Source organism: Caenispirillum bisanense (genome assembly GCF_900230255.1).
In the GTDB taxonomy this organism is placed as follows: Bacteria; Pseudomonadota; Alphaproteobacteria; order Rhodospirillales; family Rhodospirillaceae; genus Caenispirillum; species Caenispirillum bisanense_A.
In genome coordinates this window covers 745,995-762,031 of sequence record NZ_OCNJ01000001.1, presented here as the reverse complement: position 1 = coordinate 762,031, position 16,037 = coordinate 745,995, and the positions used below count along the sequence as shown (strand labels likewise).

General features: G+C 73.6%; 13 protein-coding genes. 8 read left to right on the top strand and 5 right to left on the bottom strand.

What is annotated here, in order from left to right:
• The first annotated feature begins 23 nt into the window (after nt 1-23).
• On the top strand, nt 24-842 hold the full coding sequence (locus tag CRP50_RS03615; RefSeq protein WP_097277591.1) for a hypothetical protein: 819 nt from the start codon (nt 24-26) through the stop codon (nt 840-842).
• Between the two features lie 4 nt (nt 843-846).
• On the opposite strand, the gene CRP50_RS03610 is transcribed toward CRP50_RS03615, so the two are convergent.
• The 4 genes from CRP50_RS03610 to CRP50_RS03595 are packed head-to-tail and all read right to left on the bottom strand — an operon-like array spanning nt 847 to nt 4,639.
• Nucleotides 847-1,725: a lauroyl acyltransferase gene (locus tag CRP50_RS03610; RefSeq protein WP_097277590.1), complete on the bottom strand. Its 879-nt coding sequence runs from the start codon at nt 1,723-1,725 to the stop codon at nt 847-849.
• Entirely contained in the window at nt 1,718-2,704 is a 987-nt protein-coding gene (gene lpxK / locus CRP50_RS03605) for a tetraacyldisaccharide 4'-kinase (RefSeq protein WP_097277589.1), read from the bottom strand. The genes CRP50_RS03610 and lpxK overlap by 8 nt, the downstream gene beginning before the upstream one ends.
• Complete coding sequence (locus CRP50_RS03600) at nt 2,691-3,980, bottom strand: 3-deoxy-D-manno-octulosonic acid transferase (RefSeq protein WP_097277588.1); 1,290 nt, start codon at nt 3,978-3,980, stop codon at nt 2,691-2,693. The genes lpxK and CRP50_RS03600 overlap by 14 nt, the downstream gene beginning before the upstream one ends.
• Nucleotides 3,974-4,639: a lysophospholipid acyltransferase family protein gene (locus tag CRP50_RS03595; protein WP_245913346.1), complete on the bottom strand. Its 666-nt coding sequence runs from the start codon at nt 4,637-4,639 to the stop codon at nt 3,974-3,976. The genes CRP50_RS03600 and CRP50_RS03595 overlap by 7 nt, the downstream gene beginning before the upstream one ends.
• A gap of 408 nt (nt 4,640-5,047) precedes the next feature.
• On the opposite strand from CRP50_RS03595, the gene CRP50_RS03590 reads away from it, so the two are divergent.
• The 5 genes from CRP50_RS03590 to CRP50_RS03570 all read left to right on the top strand — a co-directional run bounded on the left by CRP50_RS03590 (nt 5,048) and on the right by CRP50_RS03570 (nt 12,444).
• Nucleotides 5,048-5,833 (top strand): ImuA family protein, encoded by a 786-nt coding sequence (locus tag CRP50_RS03590; RefSeq protein ID WP_097277587.1) that lies wholly within the window; start codon nt 5,048-5,050, stop codon nt 5,831-5,833.
• Complete coding sequence (locus CRP50_RS03585; RefSeq protein ID WP_097277586.1) at nt 5,745-7,316, top strand: DNA polymerase Y family protein; 1,572 nt, start codon at nt 5,745-5,747, stop codon at nt 7,314-7,316. The genes CRP50_RS03590 and CRP50_RS03585 overlap by 89 nt, the downstream gene beginning before the upstream one ends.
• Nucleotides 7,313-10,600 (top strand): error-prone DNA polymerase, encoded by a 3,288-nt coding sequence (locus CRP50_RS03580; RefSeq protein ID WP_322090838.1) that lies wholly within the window; start codon nt 7,313-7,315, stop codon nt 10,598-10,600. Before CRP50_RS03585 ends, CRP50_RS03580 begins: the two co-directional genes overlap by 4 nt.
• 119 nt (nt 10,601-10,719) lie before the next feature.
• Complete coding sequence (locus CRP50_RS03575) at nt 10,720-12,075, top strand: FAD/NAD(P)-binding oxidoreductase (RefSeq protein ID WP_097277585.1); 1,356 nt, start codon at nt 10,720-10,722, stop codon at nt 12,073-12,075.
• Between the two features lie 15 nt (nt 12,076-12,090).
• Complete coding sequence (locus CRP50_RS03570) at nt 12,091-12,444, top strand: DUF5368 domain-containing protein (protein WP_097277584.1); 354 nt, start codon at nt 12,091-12,093, stop codon at nt 12,442-12,444.
• A gap of 73 nt (nt 12,445-12,517) precedes the next feature.
• Here the strand turns inward: CRP50_RS03570 and CRP50_RS03565 are convergent, their stop codons facing one another.
• The gene (locus CRP50_RS03565; protein WP_097277583.1) at nt 12,518-13,000 is read right to left on the bottom strand and encodes a YchJ family protein; all 483 of its coding nucleotides are present in this window, start codon (nt 12,998-13,000) and stop codon (nt 12,518-12,520) included.
• Between the two features lie 206 nt (nt 13,001-13,206).
• Here CRP50_RS03565 and CRP50_RS03560 point away from each other — a divergent pair, with 206 nt between their 5' ends.
• Together CRP50_RS03560 and CRP50_RS03555 are read left to right on the top strand one after the other, a co-directional pair.
• Nucleotides 13,207-14,727 (top strand): oligosaccharide flippase family protein, encoded by a 1,521-nt coding sequence (locus tag CRP50_RS03560; protein ID WP_097277582.1) that lies wholly within the window; start codon nt 13,207-13,209, stop codon nt 14,725-14,727.
• Nucleotides 14,724-16,007 (top strand): hypothetical protein, encoded by a 1,284-nt coding sequence (locus CRP50_RS03555; RefSeq protein ID WP_097277581.1) that lies wholly within the window; start codon nt 14,724-14,726, stop codon nt 16,005-16,007. Before CRP50_RS03560 ends, CRP50_RS03555 begins: the two co-directional genes overlap by 4 nt.
• Nucleotides 16,008-16,037: the final 30 nt, after the last annotated feature.

Sequence of the window (16,037 nt, the reverse complement as noted above, 5' to 3'; positions counted from 1 at the left end):
TGGAACACATAAGGAGGGGGATAATGATCAGCTACCATGACTTGTCGGATGCCGACTACATCCAGTGCCGCAATACGGTGGTGAAGACCTTCGAGAACCCGCAGCTGGCGCTCGGGCAGAACCCGGCGGTGATGGGCAACATCGTCGACGTGCTCGGCAACCCGACGGTCGGCTATGGCTACGACCTGACGCAGCACGACCTGCCGGCCATTCAGGTGGCCTTCACCGCCGCCTTCGACGGTACCCTGACGGCGACGGCGCAAGCGGCGCTGGAGCAGATCGGCCGGTGGAAGGCGGGGCAGCTCACCGCCGCCGCCCTCTGCGCCTGGCGGCCGGCGACGCCGCTGTTCGACGACGCCACGGCGACGCGGCTGCTGTCGCAGGTGCTCGATTCGGAGTACGAAGCCGTCCTCGACCGCGCCCTGGCGCGCACGGCGGGCCTTGCGGTGCCGCGGTCGCGCGAGCGGGCGGCGCTGCAGTCGCTGGTCTACAACGGCGGCGGCGGCATGGTCGGCCCCGGCCTGCGCGGCGCCCTCGCCGCCGGCAACCGGGCGCTGGCGTGGTGGGAGATCCGTTACGACTCCAACGCCGGCAACGTCGGCGGCCTCGCCGTGCGGCGCTGCTTCGAGGGCGACCTGTTCGGGCTCTACGACGACTCCGCCGCCCCGACGGCCGCCGAGCGCCAGCAGGTCCAGGCGCTGCTGGCCGGTCACGGAGCGCAGATGGCGGCCTACGACGCCCGCTTCCCGACGGCGGTCGCCCAGGCCAACGCCAACGAAGCGAGCATGCTGTCGTTGCTGCCGGCGGGCCGGGTGCAGACGCTGGCGGAGGCGACGGGCTGAGGCGTCAGCCTTCGCGCGGCCAGCGCTTGTGGACCCACAGCCATTGTTCGGGGTACTCGCGCACCCAGCCTTCGATGATGGCGTTGATGCGCACCATGGTCTCGCGCACGTCGGCGTCGAGGTCGCCGGTGTCGGGCAGGTCCAGGGGCGGGAAGATCTCGACGCGCAGGCGGTGCGGCGCGGTGCGGATCACCCGGCCCGGCACGATGGGCAGCTTCAGGCGCAGGGCGAACTGGGCGATGGAGGTGGTGGTCATGGCGTCGCGGCCGAAGAACGGCACCGGGATGCCCTCGTTCAGCTTCTGGTCCACCAACATGCCGAGGTGCCCGCCCTTGCGCAGCAGCGCAAACGCCCGCCGCGCCCCGGCCGCGCCCTTGGGCAGCACCTCGCCCGGGGCGCCGCCGCGCGCCCGGCGATAGAGTTCCTCCACCGCCGGATTGTTGGCGGCGCGGTAGAAGCGGTGCATCTCCAGCCCCTCGGCATGGGCGAAGAGGTTGGCCATCTCCCAGTTGCCGAGGTGGGCCGAGAAGGTCAGCCCGCCGATGCCGTCGTCGCGCAGATGGCGGATGTGCTCCGCCCCCACCACGTCGCAATGCTCGGCATAGAAGGTGCCGTCTTCGAGGTGCGGGAACTCGCCGGCGACGCGGCCCAGGTTGTCCCACATGGCGCGCAGGATGCGCTCGCGCTCGGCCTCGCTCTTTTCGGGGAAGGCGAGCGCCAGGTTGCGGCGGCCGACGCGCGACACGCCGAGCCGCGGCCCGATCAGGCGGAACAGCCAGGCCATGAAGTCGGACGAGCGGTCCACCGGCAGGAGCCGCAGCCCCTTGTAGACGCCGACCGCGAGCGCGCCCTCGAGCTTCGTCCGCCATGCCGCCTTAGCCATGGGCGGCCTCGGCGGATCGCAGCGGCAAGCCCTTGGCGGCGAGCAGGGCGCGCAGGGCGGCCGGATCGTCCCAGGCGACGGTCACCGTCACCACGTCCACCTGCTGGCGCTGGTCGGGCGGCAGGCGCACGGCGTCCTTGGCGGTGGTGACGGGCACGGCGCCCAGCGCGAAGGCTTCGTCGAGGATGGGCTGCACGTCGTCATGCCTGTAGGGGTGATGGTCGGCGAAGGGATGCACGGCGACGAGGCTCGCGCCGCAGCCGCGCAGGGTGGCGAAGAACTTGCGCGGCTGGCCGATGCCGGCGAAGGCGACCACCCGCCGCCCGGCCAGCGCCGCCGCCTCCGGCCCCGGCACCAGGCGCGCCCGCAGCACCGGCAGGTCCGCCGGCAGACGGCGCGCCACGCCGGCGGTATCGTCGCCCATGAGCACCACCGCATCGGCCCGCGCGAGCCCCTCGGCCAGCGGTTCGCGCAAGGGGCCGGCGGGCAGAACGCGGCGGTTGCCGAAGCCGTACCCGCCGTCGACCACCACCAGCGACAGGGTCTTGGCGAGCGTCGGGTTCTGGTGGCCGTCGTCCATGACGAGCGCGGCGGCTCCGGCGGCCTCGGCGGCGCGGGCGCCCTCGGGGCGGCGGCGGGCGACCCAGGTGGGGGCGCGGGCGGCCAGCAGCAGGGCCTCGTCGCCCACCTCGTCGGCGGTGTGACGGTCGGGGTCGACGCGCAGCGGCCCGGCTTCCGACCCGCCGTAGCCGCGCGTCAGGAAGTGGGCGCCGTCGATGAGGTCGGCGAGCGCCAGGCAGACCGGCGTCTTGCCCGCCCCGCCGGCGACGATGTTGCCGACGCAGACCACCGGCACCGAGGCCGTATACGGGGTCGTGCGTGCCCGCCGCCAGCGGCCGGCGGCGGCGTAGAGCAGCCCGGCCGGCTCCAGCAGCCGCACCAGGCCGTTTTCGGTGCGCCAGAAGTCAGGCGCGCGCATGGGCCTGCCGTTCGGCGGCGTCGAGCAGCGGCGCGAGGCGGTCCACCACGCGCTCCAGCACCACCATTTCCTGGGTGGCGAAGTCGTGGCCGCGGTCGCCCAGGTGGCGGCGCTCGGCCTCGTCGCGCAGCAGGCGGTCGACGGTGAGCGCCAGCTCGCCCTCGCTGCCCACCTGCAGAGCGGCGCCGCCGGTGACCATGCGGCGGGTCATTTCGGCGAAATTGTCCATGTGCGGCCCCATCACCACGGCACAGCCGAGGCGCGCCGCCTCCAGCGGGTTCTGGCCGCCGTGGCCGATGAGCGACTTGCCGACGAAGACCACGGGCGCGAGGCGGAAGAACAGGCCCATCTCGCCCATGGTGTCGCCGAGGAAGAGGTCCACCTTGGCCTCCGGCATCTCGCCGCGCGAGCGCTGAGCGACCACCAGGTCTTCCGCCTCCAGCTCGGGGCGCAGCTCGTCGCCCCGGTGGGCGTGGCGCGGCACCACGATGGTGAGCAGGCCGGGATGCTTCTGCGCCAGGGTGTGGTGCAGGCGAGCGGCCATTTCCTCCTCGCCGGCGTGGGTGCTGGCGGCGAGCCACACCGGCCGGTCGCCGAGCACCCGGCGCAGGCGGCCGAGCGCGTCCTCGTCGGCAGGCAGCGGCGGGGCGGCGAACTTCAGGTTGCCGAGGCACTCGCAGGCCGGGGCGCCCAGGGTGGCGAGGCGCTCGGCGTCGTCCTGCGTCTGGCCGAGGCACAGGGTGAACCCCGCCAGCAGCGGCCCGATGACGCCGCGGAAGCGCTGCCACGAGCGGTAGGAGCGGTCGGAGACGCGGCCGTTGAGCAGCACCAGCGGCACCCGGCGGCGGCGCACCTCGGTCAGCATGTTGGGCCAGAACTCGCTTTCCGCCCACAGCACCATGTCGGGCCGCCAGTGGTCGAGGAAGCGGCGCACGAAGCGGATGCGGTCCACCGGCACGTACTGGTGGGTGCAGCCCTCCGGCAGGCGGTCGGCCATCATGCGGGCCGAGGTGACGGTGCCGGTGGTGAGCAGCAGGCGCAGGCCCGGCCGCGTCTCGCGCAGGTGGCGCAACAGCGGCAGCATGGACAGGCTCTCGCCGACGCTGGCGGCGTGGATCCACACCAGCGGCCCGTGCGGGCGCGGCACCGAGGCATGGCCGCGGCGTTCGGGGAAGCGCAGCGGGTCTTCCTTGCCGCGCGCCTTGCGGCGGCCGAGGTAGAGGTCGATGAGCGGACCGCCGAGGGTGGTGACGCCGCGATAGAGCGAGATCAGCATGGCGCCGCCGGCTCCGTCGTCGGGCGGCCGACCAGGCCGTCGGCCTGGGCCGTGATGGCGTTCATGCGGTCTTCCAGCAGGGCCCGCAGGCGTTCGATTTCCGCCGGATCGGCGTCGCGCGGCACCACGAGCGGCTCGCCCCAGACGAAGGCGCCGCGGGTGAACGGGCGCGGCACCAGGAAGCGGTCCCAGCTGTCCAGCAGGCGGCGGCTGCGCGTGGCGTAGGCCAGCGGCACCACCGGCACGCCGGACATGCGGGCGATGTGGATGACGCCGTCGGCCGCCCGCTGGCGCGGGCCGCGCGGGCCGTCGGGGGTGATGCCGACGCACTCGCCGTCCTTCAACGCCTTCAGCATGATGCGCAGTCCCCCCGCCCCGCCGCGGCTGGACGAGCCGGCGGCGGACTTGATGCCGAAGTGCGCCACCGTGCGGGCGATCAGCTGTCCGTCGCGGTGCTGCGAGATGAGCATGTGGATGGGCTTCGGCCGCGGCCAGGCCTGCGACATCATGAGCAGGCGCCCGTGCCAGAACGACAGGATGAAGGGCTTGCCGGCGCTCCAGATGGCCTCCGGATGCTCGCGGCCGACCTCGGTCCAGCGGCTGGTGGCGTAGACGAAGGCGATGTAGCGGGCCGCGAGCCAGCACATCGCGTTCCGCACGCGATCAGTCTTCAGGACCTGCTTGATCTTCCCCGACAAGCGGCTGCGGCGACGCCGTTGCTGCGAATCCTCTTCGGGGACGGTGGTACGGTGACTGCTCAAGACCGGACGGCTATGCGGTGCGGACGAAGGCGCAACTTACCACGCTTGGCACCGGGGTCAACGCAAAGCAGGCCGAGCGGCGGCGAAGGCGGCGGCCGGCGGCGGGGCGGACGTTCGCGAAGCCCCGCCGCCCATGGGCCGGGCGCGGCGAGCCGGCCTTCAGGTGAGAAAAGGCTATATTCAGTGTTTTCAATGAGTTAACCGCTTTTCCCGGAACCCTCCGTCGACTCCGATGGGACTCTCTCCACAGCTTGACTCTCGCCGCCCCACCCCATAGAACATAAGAAGAACACACGGGATCGGGCCATGACCGCGGAACATCGTCTGGAGCTGCTGCGCCGGCGGGTGCGGGCCATCGAGGGGACGGCGCGGGAGGTCGGGGCGGTGCTGCCGCTCGGCCTGCCGGAGGTCGACGCCGCCCTGCCGTGGGGCGGGCTGCCGCTCGGCTGCCTGCACCAGGTGGTGGGCGAGCCCGGCGATGCGGCGGAGGCCGCCGCCGGGCCCGCCGCCGCGCTCGGCTTCACCGCCGTGCTGGCGGCGCGGCTGGCGGCGCGGCGCGGCGGCACCGTGCTGTGGTGCGTGCGCCGCGGCTCGGTGGACGACGCCCTGCATCCGCCCGGCCTCGCCCGCCTCGGGCTGCCGCCGGCGCAGGTGATGATCGCCCGCGCCGCCGACGATGCCGAGGTGCTGTGGTGCATGGAGGAAGGATTGCGCGCCCCGGCGCTCGCCGCCGTGGTCGGCCAGGCCCGCGACGCCGACCTCACCGCCGGCCGCCGCCTGCAACTGGCGGCCGAGGCCGGCGGGGTGACCGGCTTCCTGCTCGCCGCCGGCGGGCGGGCGGGCCGCGGCGGCCCCACCGGATCGGTGGCCGCGACCACCCGCTGGCGGGTGGTGCCCGCGCCCTCCGCCCCGGTGCCGTGGCCGGGGCTCGGCCCGGCGGCCTGGGACGTGACGCTCGACCGTTGCCGCGGCGGCCTGCCGGGGCGCTGGAAGGTGGATTGGGATGACGAGACGGGTGATCTCTCTGTGGCTGCCGCGCTTCGCGACGGACCGGCCGACCCGCCCCGGCCGGCCGTGCGCCGGCTGGCGTGAGCAGCCCTTCGCCCTGGTGGCGGAGGCGGCGGGCACCCTGCGCCTGCACGCCGTCAACGGCGCGGCGGAGGCGGTCGGCGTCTTCCCCGCCATGCCGCTGGCCGACGCCCGCGCCGTCTTCCCCGCCCTCAAGGTGACGGAAGCCGACCCCGAGGACGACGCCGCGGCCCTGGAGACGCTCGCCCAATGGGCCACCCGCTACACCCCGTGGACGGCGGTGGAGGGCATCGCCCCCGGCGGCGGCGCCGGGCTGTGGCTCGACGTCACCGGCTGCGCCCACCTGTTCGGCGGCGAGGCGGCGCTCGCCCGCGACCTGCGCGACCGCCTGACCGGCTTCGGCTTCGCCGTGCGCCTCGGGCTCGCCGACACCCAGGGCGCCGCCTGGGCCGCCGCCCGCTTCCTCGCCGGCGAGGAAGCGGGCGGCGGTGACGACGACGGTGACGGGGCGGGCCTCGCCCTGCTGCCGGAAGGGGCGCAGCGCCAGCTGCTCATGGGGCTGCCGGTGGAGGCGCTGCGCCTGCCGGCGGCGGTGGTGGAGACGCTGAAGCGCCTCGGCATCCGCCGCATCGCCGACCTCGCCGCCCTGCCGCGGGCACCGCTCGCCGCGCGTCTCGGGGCCGAGGCGGCGCGCCGGCTCGACCAGGCGATCGGGCGGGCGCCGGAGCCCTTCACGCCGCGCGCCCCCGTCACGCCGTGGCGCGAGCGCCTCGCCTTCGCCGAGCCCATCGGCCGCACCGAGGACGTGCAGACCGCCATCGCCGCCCTGTGCCGCGCCCTGCACCCGCGCCTGGAGCGCGAGCGCAAGGGCGCCCGCCGCCTGCTGCTGGAGATGTTCCGCGTCGACGGCGAGGTGATCCGCCGCATGGTCGGCACCAGCCGCCCGGTGCGCGACCCCGACGCCCTCGCCCGCCTGTTCAAGGAGACGCTGGACGGCCTCGACGCCGGCTTCGGCATCGAGGCCATGGTGCTCAGCCTGCCCGCCGTCGATCCGCTGGAGGCCACCCAGACCGGCTTCACCCGCGGCGCCGGCGAGGCCCCCGACGCCGCCGAGCGGGCCGCCCGCACCGCGCTCCTGCTCGACCGACTGCGCACGCGCCTCGGCGAGGACGGCGTGCTGCGCCCGGTGCCGCGCGAAAGCCACATCCCCGAGGCCAGCGTCACCGTCGCCGAGCGCACCCCCGGCGGCACCGCGCCCGACACCTGGGCCGCCGCCGCGCCGCGGCCGGTGCGCCTGATCGCCGCCGAGCCGGTGGAACCGCTGGCCGAGGGCACGCCGCCGGCCGCCTTCCGCTGGCGCCGCCGCACCTGGACCGTCGCCCGCAGCGAGGGGCCGGAGCGCGTCGCCCCCGAATGGTGGCACGGCCCCCTGCCCCACCCGCGCGCCGCCCGCGACTACTGGCGCGTCGAGGACACCGGCGGCCACCGCCTGTGGCTGTTCCGCGGCCGGGCGGCGCGGTGGTTCGTGCAGGGGGTGTTCCCGTGACCCGCACCCTGCCCACCTGGGGCGACGGCACCCTCCGCACCGCCGGGGAGGCGCCCGGCGACATCCCCGCCGCCGATGCCCCGCCCTATGCCGAGCTGGAGGTGACCACCAACTTCACCTTCCTGCACGGCGCCTCGCACCCCGACGAACTGGTGGTGGCCGCCGCCGCCCTCGGCCTCAAGGCCATCGCCGTCACCGACCGCAACAGCCTGGCCGGCGTGGTGCGGGCGTGGGAGGCGGCGAAGCGGGTCGGCATCCGCTTCGTCACCGGCTGCCGGCTCGACCTGGTGGATGCGCCGAGCGTGCTGGTCTACCCCACCGACCGCGCCGCCTACGCCCGCCTGTGCCGCCTGCTCACCCTCGGCCGGCGGCGGGCGCCCAAGGGGGAATGCGAGCTGCGGCGCGCCGACCTGGAGGGCGAGACGACGGGCCTCCTCGCCGTCGTGCTGCCGCCGGAGCGGCCGCTCGCCGCCGCCTTCCTGGCCGACCTGACCGCCCTGCGCGCCCTGTTCGACCCCGGCGCCTGCCACCTCGCCGCCCGCTGCCGCCTCGACGGCCGCGACGCCCGCCGCCTCGCCGCCCTGGCGGACGCGGCGGAGCGGGCGGGAACGCCGCTGGTCGCCACCAATGCAGTCCGCATGCATACGCCGGCGCGGCGGCCGCTGCTCGACGTGGTCACCTGCATCCGCGAGCACGTCACCGTCGACACCGCCGGCTGGCGGCTGGCTGCCAACGCCGAAGCCTACGTCAAGGCGCCGGAGACCATGGCGCAGCTGTTCGCCGACTACCCCGAGGCCCTGGCCCGCACCGTCGCCATCGCCGAGCGCTGCACCTTCGACCTGGGCGAGCTGCGCTACGAATACCCCGACGACGACACGCCGCCGGGCATGACGCCGCAGCAGCGCCTGGAGGAGCTGACCTGGGCCGGCCTCGCCTGGCGCTGGCCCGACGGTGCGCCGGAGGCCGTGCGCCAGACGGTGGCGAAGGAACTGGAGGTCATCCGCGGGCTCGGCTACGCGCCCTATTTCCTCACCGTCCACGACATCGTGACGTTCGCCCGCTCGCAGGACATCCTCTGCCAGGGGCGCGGCTCGGCGGCCAATTCGGCGGTGTGCTACTGCCTCGGCATCACCGCCGTCGACCCGGTGAAGGTGGACCTGCTGTTCGAGCGCTTCGTCTCGGCGGCCCGCAACGAGCCGCCCGACATCGACGTCGACTTCGAGCACGAACGGCGCGAGGAGGTGATCCAGCACATCTACAATAAGTACGGCCGCCACCGCGCCGGGCTGGCCGCCACGGTCATCACCTACCGCTCGCGCTCGGCCATCCGCGAGGTGGGCAAGGCGCTCGGCCTGTCGCAGGACGCCGTGGCGGCGCTGGCCGGCACCGTGTGGGGCTCGTCGTCCAAGCCCATCGAGGACGCCCATGTGCGCGAGGCCGGCCTCGACCCCGACGATCCGCGTCTGCGCCTCGCCCTGACGCTGGCCGACGAGCTGCGCGGCTTCCCGCGGCACCTGTCGCAGCACGTCGGCGGCTTCGTGCTGACGCGCGGGCCGCTGTCGGAGGTGGTGCCCATCGAGAACGCCGCCATGGCCGACCGCACCGTCATCCAGTGGGACAAGGACGACCTCGACGCCCTCGGCATGCTGAAGATCGACGTGCTGGCGCTCGGCATGCTCACCTGCGTGCGCAAGGCCTTCGACCTGATCGCCGAAACCGGCGGGCCGGCCCTGACGCTCGCCACCGTGCCGCCCGACGATCCGGCGGTCTACGACATGCTGTGCCAGGGCGACAGCCTGGGCGTCTTCCAGGTGGAAAGCCGCGCCCAGATGGCCATGCTGCCGCGCCTGCGGCCGCGCTGCTTCTACGACCTGGTGATCGAGGTCGCCATCGTCCGCCCCGGCCCCATCCAGGGCGACATGGTCCACCCCTACCTGCGCCGCCGTCAGGGGCTGGAGCCGGTGCGCTACCCCTCCGGCCGGCTGCGCGCGACGCTGCAGAAGACCCTCGGCGTGCCGCTGTTCCAGGAACAGGCCATGAAGATCGCCATCGACGGCGCCGGCTTCACCCCCGCCGAGGCCGACAACCTGCGCCGCGCCATGGCCGCCTTCCGCCGCTCCGGCACCATCCACACCTTCCGCGAGAAGTTCATCGCCGGCATGATCGGCAACGGCTATGCCCCCGACTTCGCCGAGGGCTGCTTCCGCCAGATCGAGGGCTTCGGCGAATACGGCTTCCCGGAAAGCCACGCCGCCAGCTTCGCCCTGCTGGTCTACGTGTCGGCGTGGCTGAAGCGCCGCCACCCGGCCGCCTTCGCCTGCGCCCTGCTCAACAGCCAGCCCATGGGGTTCTATTCCGCCGACCAGATCGTGCAGGACGCCCGCCGCCACGGCGTCGAGGTGCGCCCCGTCGACGTCAACCGCAGCCGCTGGGACTGCACGCTGGAGCCCTTCACGCGCCCCGGCGGCAAGCGCGACGTGGCGCTGCGCCTCGGGTTCCGGCAGATCAAGGGACTCGCCGGCACGGTCGCCGCCCTGGAATGCGACCGCATCGTCGCCGCTCGCCCGCTGAAGGGCTACATCGACGCCGAGGACCTGTGGAGCCGCGCCGGCCTGTCCGCCGAGACGCTGGAGAAACTCGCCAATGCCGACGCGCTGGCCGGCATGGGGGTGAGCCGGCGCGACGCCCTGTGGGCGGTCAAGCGCCTGAAGGCTGCGCCGCTGCCCCTGTTCGCCGCCGCCGAGGCACGCGAGAACGGGGCGGAACCGGCGGTCTTCCTGCCCGACCTGCAGATCGGCGAGCACGTGGTGGAGGACTACCAGACCCTGCGCCTCACCCTGCGCAAGCACCCGCTCGCCCTGCTGCGGCGCGACCTGGACCGCGACGGCGTGATCTCGACGCGGCGGCTGTCGGCGCTGCCCGACGGGCGCAAGGTGGTGGTCGGCGGGCTGACGGTCTGCCGTCAGCGGCCGGGCACCGCCAAGGGCGTCATCTTCATCACCCTGGAGGACGAGTTCGGCGTCGCCAACCTGATCGTGCGCGCCGACGTCTTCGAAAAGCACCGCCAGGCCGTGCTGCGCGCCCGCCTGCTCTATGCCGAGGGCCGCTTCCAGAAGGACGGGCTGGTGCAGCACGTGGTGGTCGACCGCCTGACCGACATGAGCGGCCGCCTCGCCCTGCTGACCCAGGACGGCCGCGACGGCGCCGGCCTCTCCCTCACGCCCAGCCGCGCCGACCGCGTCGGGCGCTTCCCCGAGGGGATGGGGACGGCGGAGCACGGGTGAGCGGGCCGGCCGGCGGGATGAGCCCCAGCAAACCCCTTGGTTATTTCGGGCTTCTTGCGAATTAGGTTTTTCTAAATTAGAATTTCCTCAGAAAAAGCCTGAGCGAGGGAGCTTCCAGAATGTCCGGTGACCATCCGTCCACCCGCCCGCCGAACGGCCTGAGCCGGCGCGGCCTCCTGAAATTCGGTGCCGCCGGTGCCGCCGTCGGGGCGCTGCCCCTGGTGGCCCCGCCGCCCGCCGCCGCGGCGCAGGCGCCGGTGGTGAAGACCAGCGCCCGCATCGTCATCGCCGGCGCCGGCGCCGCCGGCCTCGCCACCGCCGCCCGCCTGGCCGAGCGGCTGTCGGGGGCGGAGATCACCATCATCGACGCCCGCAAGGAACACTACTACCAGCCGGGCTTCACCCTGGTCGCCGGCGGCCTGAAGCCGCAGAGCTACGTCACCTCCGCCACCGCCGACTACCTGCCGCGCGGCGTGACCTGGGTGGAGGAACGGGTGGCCGAGTTCGACCCCGACGGCAATTCCGTCACCACCGAGGGCGGCCGCAAGATCCCCTACGACTTCCTGGTGGTCGCCGCCGGCCTGCAGCTCGACTACGACGCCATCGCGGGCATGGACACCAGCCGCATCGGCCAGGACGGCCTGGGCAGCGTCTACCACAGCCCGGCCGGCGCCGCGGCCACCTGGCAGGCCATGTCCAAGTTCGCCGACACCGGCGGTCGCGGCCTGTTCCTGCGCCCCAACACCGAGATGAAGTGCGCCGGCGCGCCGCTGAAGTACACCTTCATCACCGACGACTACCTGCGCCGCCGCGGCAACCGCGGCAAGGCCGAGCTGATCTACGCCGCCAACAACAAGGGCCTGTTCAGCGTGCCGATCGTGGCGGAAAAGGTGCGCATGCTCTACCGCGAGCGCGACGTGAAGGTGCAGTACGAGCACGTCATGACCGCCATCGACCTCGGCCGCAAGGTGGCGACCTTCACCACCCCCAACGGCCCGACCGAAATCCCCTACGACTTCGTCAACGTCATTCCGCCCATGCGGGCGCCGCAGGCGGTGCGCAACAGCCCGCTCGGCTGGACCGAGGGTCCCTTCGCCGCCGACGGCTGGATGGAAGTGGAAAAGCCCACCCTCCGCCACAAGCGCTACCCCAACGTCTTTGGCGTCGGCGACGTGGCCGGCGTGCCCAAGGGCAAGACGGCGGCCAGCGTGAAGTGGCAGGTGCCGGTCGCGGTCGACCATCTGGTGGCGACCATCGCCGGCACCACGGCGACCAGCGTCTACGACGGCTATACCTCGTGCCCGCTCATCACCCGCCTCGGCCGCGCCATGCTGGTCGAGTTCGACTACGACAACAACCTGACCCCCTCGTTCCCCGGCGTCATCGCGCCGCTGGAAGAGCTGTGGGTCACCTGGGTGATGAAGACCATGGCGCTGAAGCCGACCTACGTTTCCATGCTGCGCGGCCGCGCCTGAGCCGGAGGACAAGACATGAAGGACCTCGATCTCTCCGTCCTCGTCTCGGTCTTCCTCGAGATGATGGGCCCGCTGTTCTGGCTGCTGCTGCTGCTCGGTATCGCCGGCATCGTCGGCTTCGTGGCGGTGTTCCTGCGCGAGGGCAAGCTCGACAGCCGCCGCCTCATCCGCTCCGAACTCGTCGGCCTGGCCGGCGGCGTCGCGGCGCTGGTGCTGATGGCGTCGGTCACCGTCTCCGGCTTCACCGACGCCGGCGGGCCGGTGGACTGGCTGCTCATCGGCATCATCTGGGGCATCGGCTTGGCCGGGACGACCATCCTCGCCTACGCCGTCCAGGGCCTGCTGGCCGGCAAGCGCCCGACGGCCTGATCCGCCGGGCGGACTGCACGCAGATCAAGAGACAGGGAGACCGTCGGCGCCACCGGCGGTCTCCCTCGTCACGTCAGGCGGCGGCGCCGCAGCACTTCTTGAACTTCTTGCCCGAGCCGCAGGGGCACGGGTCGTTGCGGCCGACCTTCACGGTCGTGCGCGGCAGCGAGCCCATGATGCCGTCCACGTACCACCAGCGGCCGTCGCGCTTCTTGAACGAGCTGGTCTCGTGGTGCACCTGATCCTTGCCGGCCATGCGGTAGTGGGCCACGAACTCGACGATGCCGTTCTCGTCGCCCGCGCCGCCGCCCTGGGTGTGGCGGATCTCGAGGCCGGTCCACTCGCTGTTCTCGGCCCACTGGCGCGCCTGCTCCTTTTCGAAGTCGTGGCGCGTCTCGGGCAGCAGGGTCTCTTCCAGATAGTCGATCTGGCCGGTGGCGAAGGCCGAGTAGCGCGAGCGCATCAGCGCTTCCGGCGTCGGGGCCGCCTGTCCGGCGAGGTAGGGGGCGCAGCACGCGTCGAACTCGCGGCCGGAACGGCAATAGCACTCAGCCATGGAAAAGGACCTCCAGAAACGTCAGGCGCCCTACATAGCCTACCCCGCCCCGTCGTTTCCAGTCCGCAGGGAGCAGGACGGCGCGGCCGCCGCATATCCAAGGGCGTGATCCGCCCGATAGGTCGCGAGGCCCCGGCCCGTTCCGTATCCTGAAGCCCGTCCGCCGCCGCCCGCGGCGCCGGCGCGCCAGGGAGAGCGACCGCACCATGACCGATCAGCCGCCCGGCCCGACGCCCCCCGAAGGCGCGCGTCCCCGCGCCGCCGTGTCGCGCGCGGTGGTCCTGCGCGCCTCCGCCTGGGCTGTCGGGTCGCGCTGGACGGTGCGGCTGCTCGGCCTCCTCAGCACCATCGTGCTCGCCCGCCTGCTGACGCCGGCCGACTTCGGCGTGGTCGGCACCGCCATGATCGTCATCGCCTTTTCCGAGGCCATGTTCGAGATGGGCGTACGCACCGTCCTCATCCACGCCGACGACCCGACGCGCGCCGACTACGACACCGCCTGGACCATGAGCCTGATCCAGGCCTGGGCCGGTGCGGCCCTGACCGCCGCCCTGGCGGTGCCGGCGGCGGCGTGGTTCGACGATCCGCGCGTCGTGCCGGTGATGTACGCCATGGCCGCCGCCATGGCCGTCGGGGGCCTGCGCAACATCGGCATCGTCGATTTCCAGCGCGACCTCGCCATGGGGCCGGACTTCGTGCTCTTCGTGGTGCAGAAGGTGAGTTCCGTCGCCGTCGCCATCGCGGCGGCCTTCCTGTTGCGCAGCTACTGGGCGCTGGTGGCCGGCTATGCCACCTTCATGACGTCGTCGGTGATCCTCAGCTACGTGATCCACCCTTACCGGCCGCGGCTGTCGCTGTCGCGCTGGCGGCGGTTCCTGCGCATGTCGCTGTGGCTGACCATGCAGGCCATGGGGCGCTTCGCCCAGTTGCGGCTCGACCGCCTCATCGTCGGCGGCGCGGCGGGGACCGGCGCGCTCGGGTTCTATTCGGTGGCGAGCGACCTCGCCAACATGCTGGTGGGCGAGTTGCTGGCGCCCATGGCGCGCGCCCTGCTGCCGGCCTATGCCGCCTTGCAGACCCAGGCGGCCCGCCTGCGCAATGCGGCCGAGCAGGCGGTAGCCGGCTGCACCGCCGTCGCCCTGCCCGCCGCCGCCGGGGCCGCGCTGACGGCGCCGCAGCTCATCCTGGTGGTGTTCGGCGAGCAATGGCTGCCGGCGGTGCCGGTGTTCCAGATCCTCTGCCTCGTCATGGGGCTGAACGCCATGCGCCAGCCGGTCGGCACCCTGCTCATCGCCACCGGCCGCGTCGCCCTGCCGGCCTGGGGCACCTGGGCGCAGGCGGCCGTCTTCGCCGGTGCCTGGGCGCTGTGGTTCCGCGACGACGGCCTGACCGGCTTCGCCTTCGCCGTGCTCATCGCCCAGGGCTGCTTCACCGTGCTGACCTTCGGCGGCGCCCTGAAGGACGGCCTGATCGGCGGCAGCCAGCTCGCCCGCGCCGTCGGCCGGCCGCTGCTCGCCTGCGTCGCCATGGCCGCCGTCCTGCTGGAGCTGCCGGTGCCGCCGCTGCCGCCGGTGGCCGACCTCGGCCTGCGGGTGACGGTGGGCGGCGTCACCTACGGCGCGGCGCTGCTCGGGCTGTGGCTGGCGCTCGGGCGACCGCGGGGCGTCGAGAGCCTCGTCGTCGACATGCTCCAGGGCGCCCTGCGCCGCCGCCGGGCGACCCCATGAGCGCCGCCGCCGAAGCCCTGACGACCGGTCCCGCCGGCTACATCGCCGACCGTTTCCGGCCGCAGTTCCACGACACCCGCACCAGCGCCGCCGCCGGCTCCGTCCTCTCGCTGCTGGAGGGCGGCACGCCGGCCGACCTGGACTTCGGCGCGCTCAACGTCTTCCTGCGCACCGGCCTGTTCCTCGGCGGCACGACGCCCTTCCGGCACATCCGCGCGCCCTGCCCGCCCGTGCCCGTGCTGGCGCCCGCCGACCTGACGCGGGAGCAGGCGGTGGCCGGCTACATCGACCTCTTCCGTCAGGCCATGACGCGGCTGCTCGACCGCCACGACGGCCAGCCCTTCGCCCTCGGCCTGAGCGGCGGCCGCGACTCCCGCCACATCCTGCTGCAGGCGGTGGCGTTGGGGCGCCGCCCCGCGTTCTGCTGGACCGTCGCCAACCCCGCCCTGCCCGAGGATACCGCCGTCGCCGCCACCCTGGCCGAGCGCTGCGGCGTCCGCCATGTTCTGGTGACGCCGGCCGATGGCCTGGCGGCGGAGTTGGAGAAGAACCGCCGCACCGACTTCTGTTCGCGGCAGCACCGCTGGATGGTCGGCGCCCTGCCCGCCTTGCGCGGCATCGGCCACCTCTACGACGGCATCGGCGGCGACGTGCTGAGCGAAAGCGCGGTCCTGAAACCCGAGTGGGTGGCACTCATGGCGGCCGGCCGCCTGGACGAGCTGGCCGAGGCCCTGGTGCCGCCCGGCCCCCTGCCGCTGGTGGCCGACCCCGGCCGGTTCCCCGACCGCGCCGATGCCGTGCGCCGGGTGGCGGCGGAACTGGCCCGCCACCGCCCGGCGGTGAACCCGCTCGCGTCCTTCTTCTTCTGGAACCGCACCCGCCGCGACATCGGCGAAAGCCCCTTCGCCCTGCTGGCGGAGGGTAGCCGACAGGTGCACGCGCCCTTCCTCGACGACGACCTCTTCGCCTTCCTGGCGAGCCTGCCAGCCCGCCTGACCCTGAAGACCGGCCTGCATACCGAGGCCATCCGCCGCGCCTTCCCCGCCTTCGCCGACATCCCCTATGCCGCCAAGGCCGCCCGACCGCGGCCACCGTCGGCAATTGCGGTGTTGCGCCTCGCCGCCGGACTCGCCGCCCGGCCGGCGGGGCTGGCGGACCGGCGGGGCGTGGTGGCGCGCCTGCTGCGGGCGGCGCTGGTGCCGGCGCGGCGGGAGGATGCCGGCTGGATCCTGACCACCGCCGCCTATCTCGGCCAGATCACCCGCCCGCTCGGGCGGTAACGCCACCTCTGCATTTCGCAGCATGGGACT

Coding starts and splice junctions, on each gene's coding strand:
- CRP50_RS03610 (WP_097277590.1), bottom strand. CDS start 1,725: ATGGCTAAGGCGGCATGGCGGACGAAGCTCGAGGGCGCGCTCGCGGTC.
- CRP50_RS03570 (WP_097277584.1), top strand. CDS start 12,091: ATGAAGGACCTCGATCTCTCCGTCCTCGTCTCGGTCTTCCTCGAGATG.
- CRP50_RS03615 (WP_097277591.1), top strand. CDS start 24: ATGATCAGCTACCATGACTTGTCGGATGCCGACTACATCCAGTGCCGC.
- CRP50_RS03590 (WP_097277587.1), top strand. CDS start 5,048: ATGACCGCGGAACATCGTCTGGAGCTGCTGCGCCGGCGGGTGCGGGCC.
- CRP50_RS03600 (WP_097277588.1), bottom strand. CDS start 3,980: ATGCTGATCTCGCTCTATCGCGGCGTCACCACCCTCGGCGGTCCGCTC.
- CRP50_RS03555 (WP_097277581.1), top strand. CDS start 14,724: ATGAGCGCCGCCGCCGAAGCCCTGACGACCGGTCCCGCCGGCTACATC.
- lpxK (WP_097277589.1), bottom strand. CDS start 2,704: ATGCGCGCGCCTGACTTCTGGCGCACCGAAAACGGCCTGGTGCGGCTG.
- CRP50_RS03565 (WP_097277583.1), bottom strand. CDS start 13,000: ATGGCTGAGTGCTATTGCCGTTCCGGCCGCGAGTTCGACGCGTGCTGC.
- CRP50_RS03560 (WP_097277582.1), top strand. CDS start 13,207: ATGACCGATCAGCCGCCCGGCCCGACGCCCCCCGAAGGCGCGCGTCCC.
- CRP50_RS03575 (WP_097277585.1), top strand. CDS start 10,720: ATGTCCGGTGACCATCCGTCCACCCGCCCGCCGAACGGCCTGAGCCGG.
- CRP50_RS03585 (WP_097277586.1), top strand. CDS start 5,745: ATGACGAGACGGGTGATCTCTCTGTGGCTGCCGCGCTTCGCGACGGAC.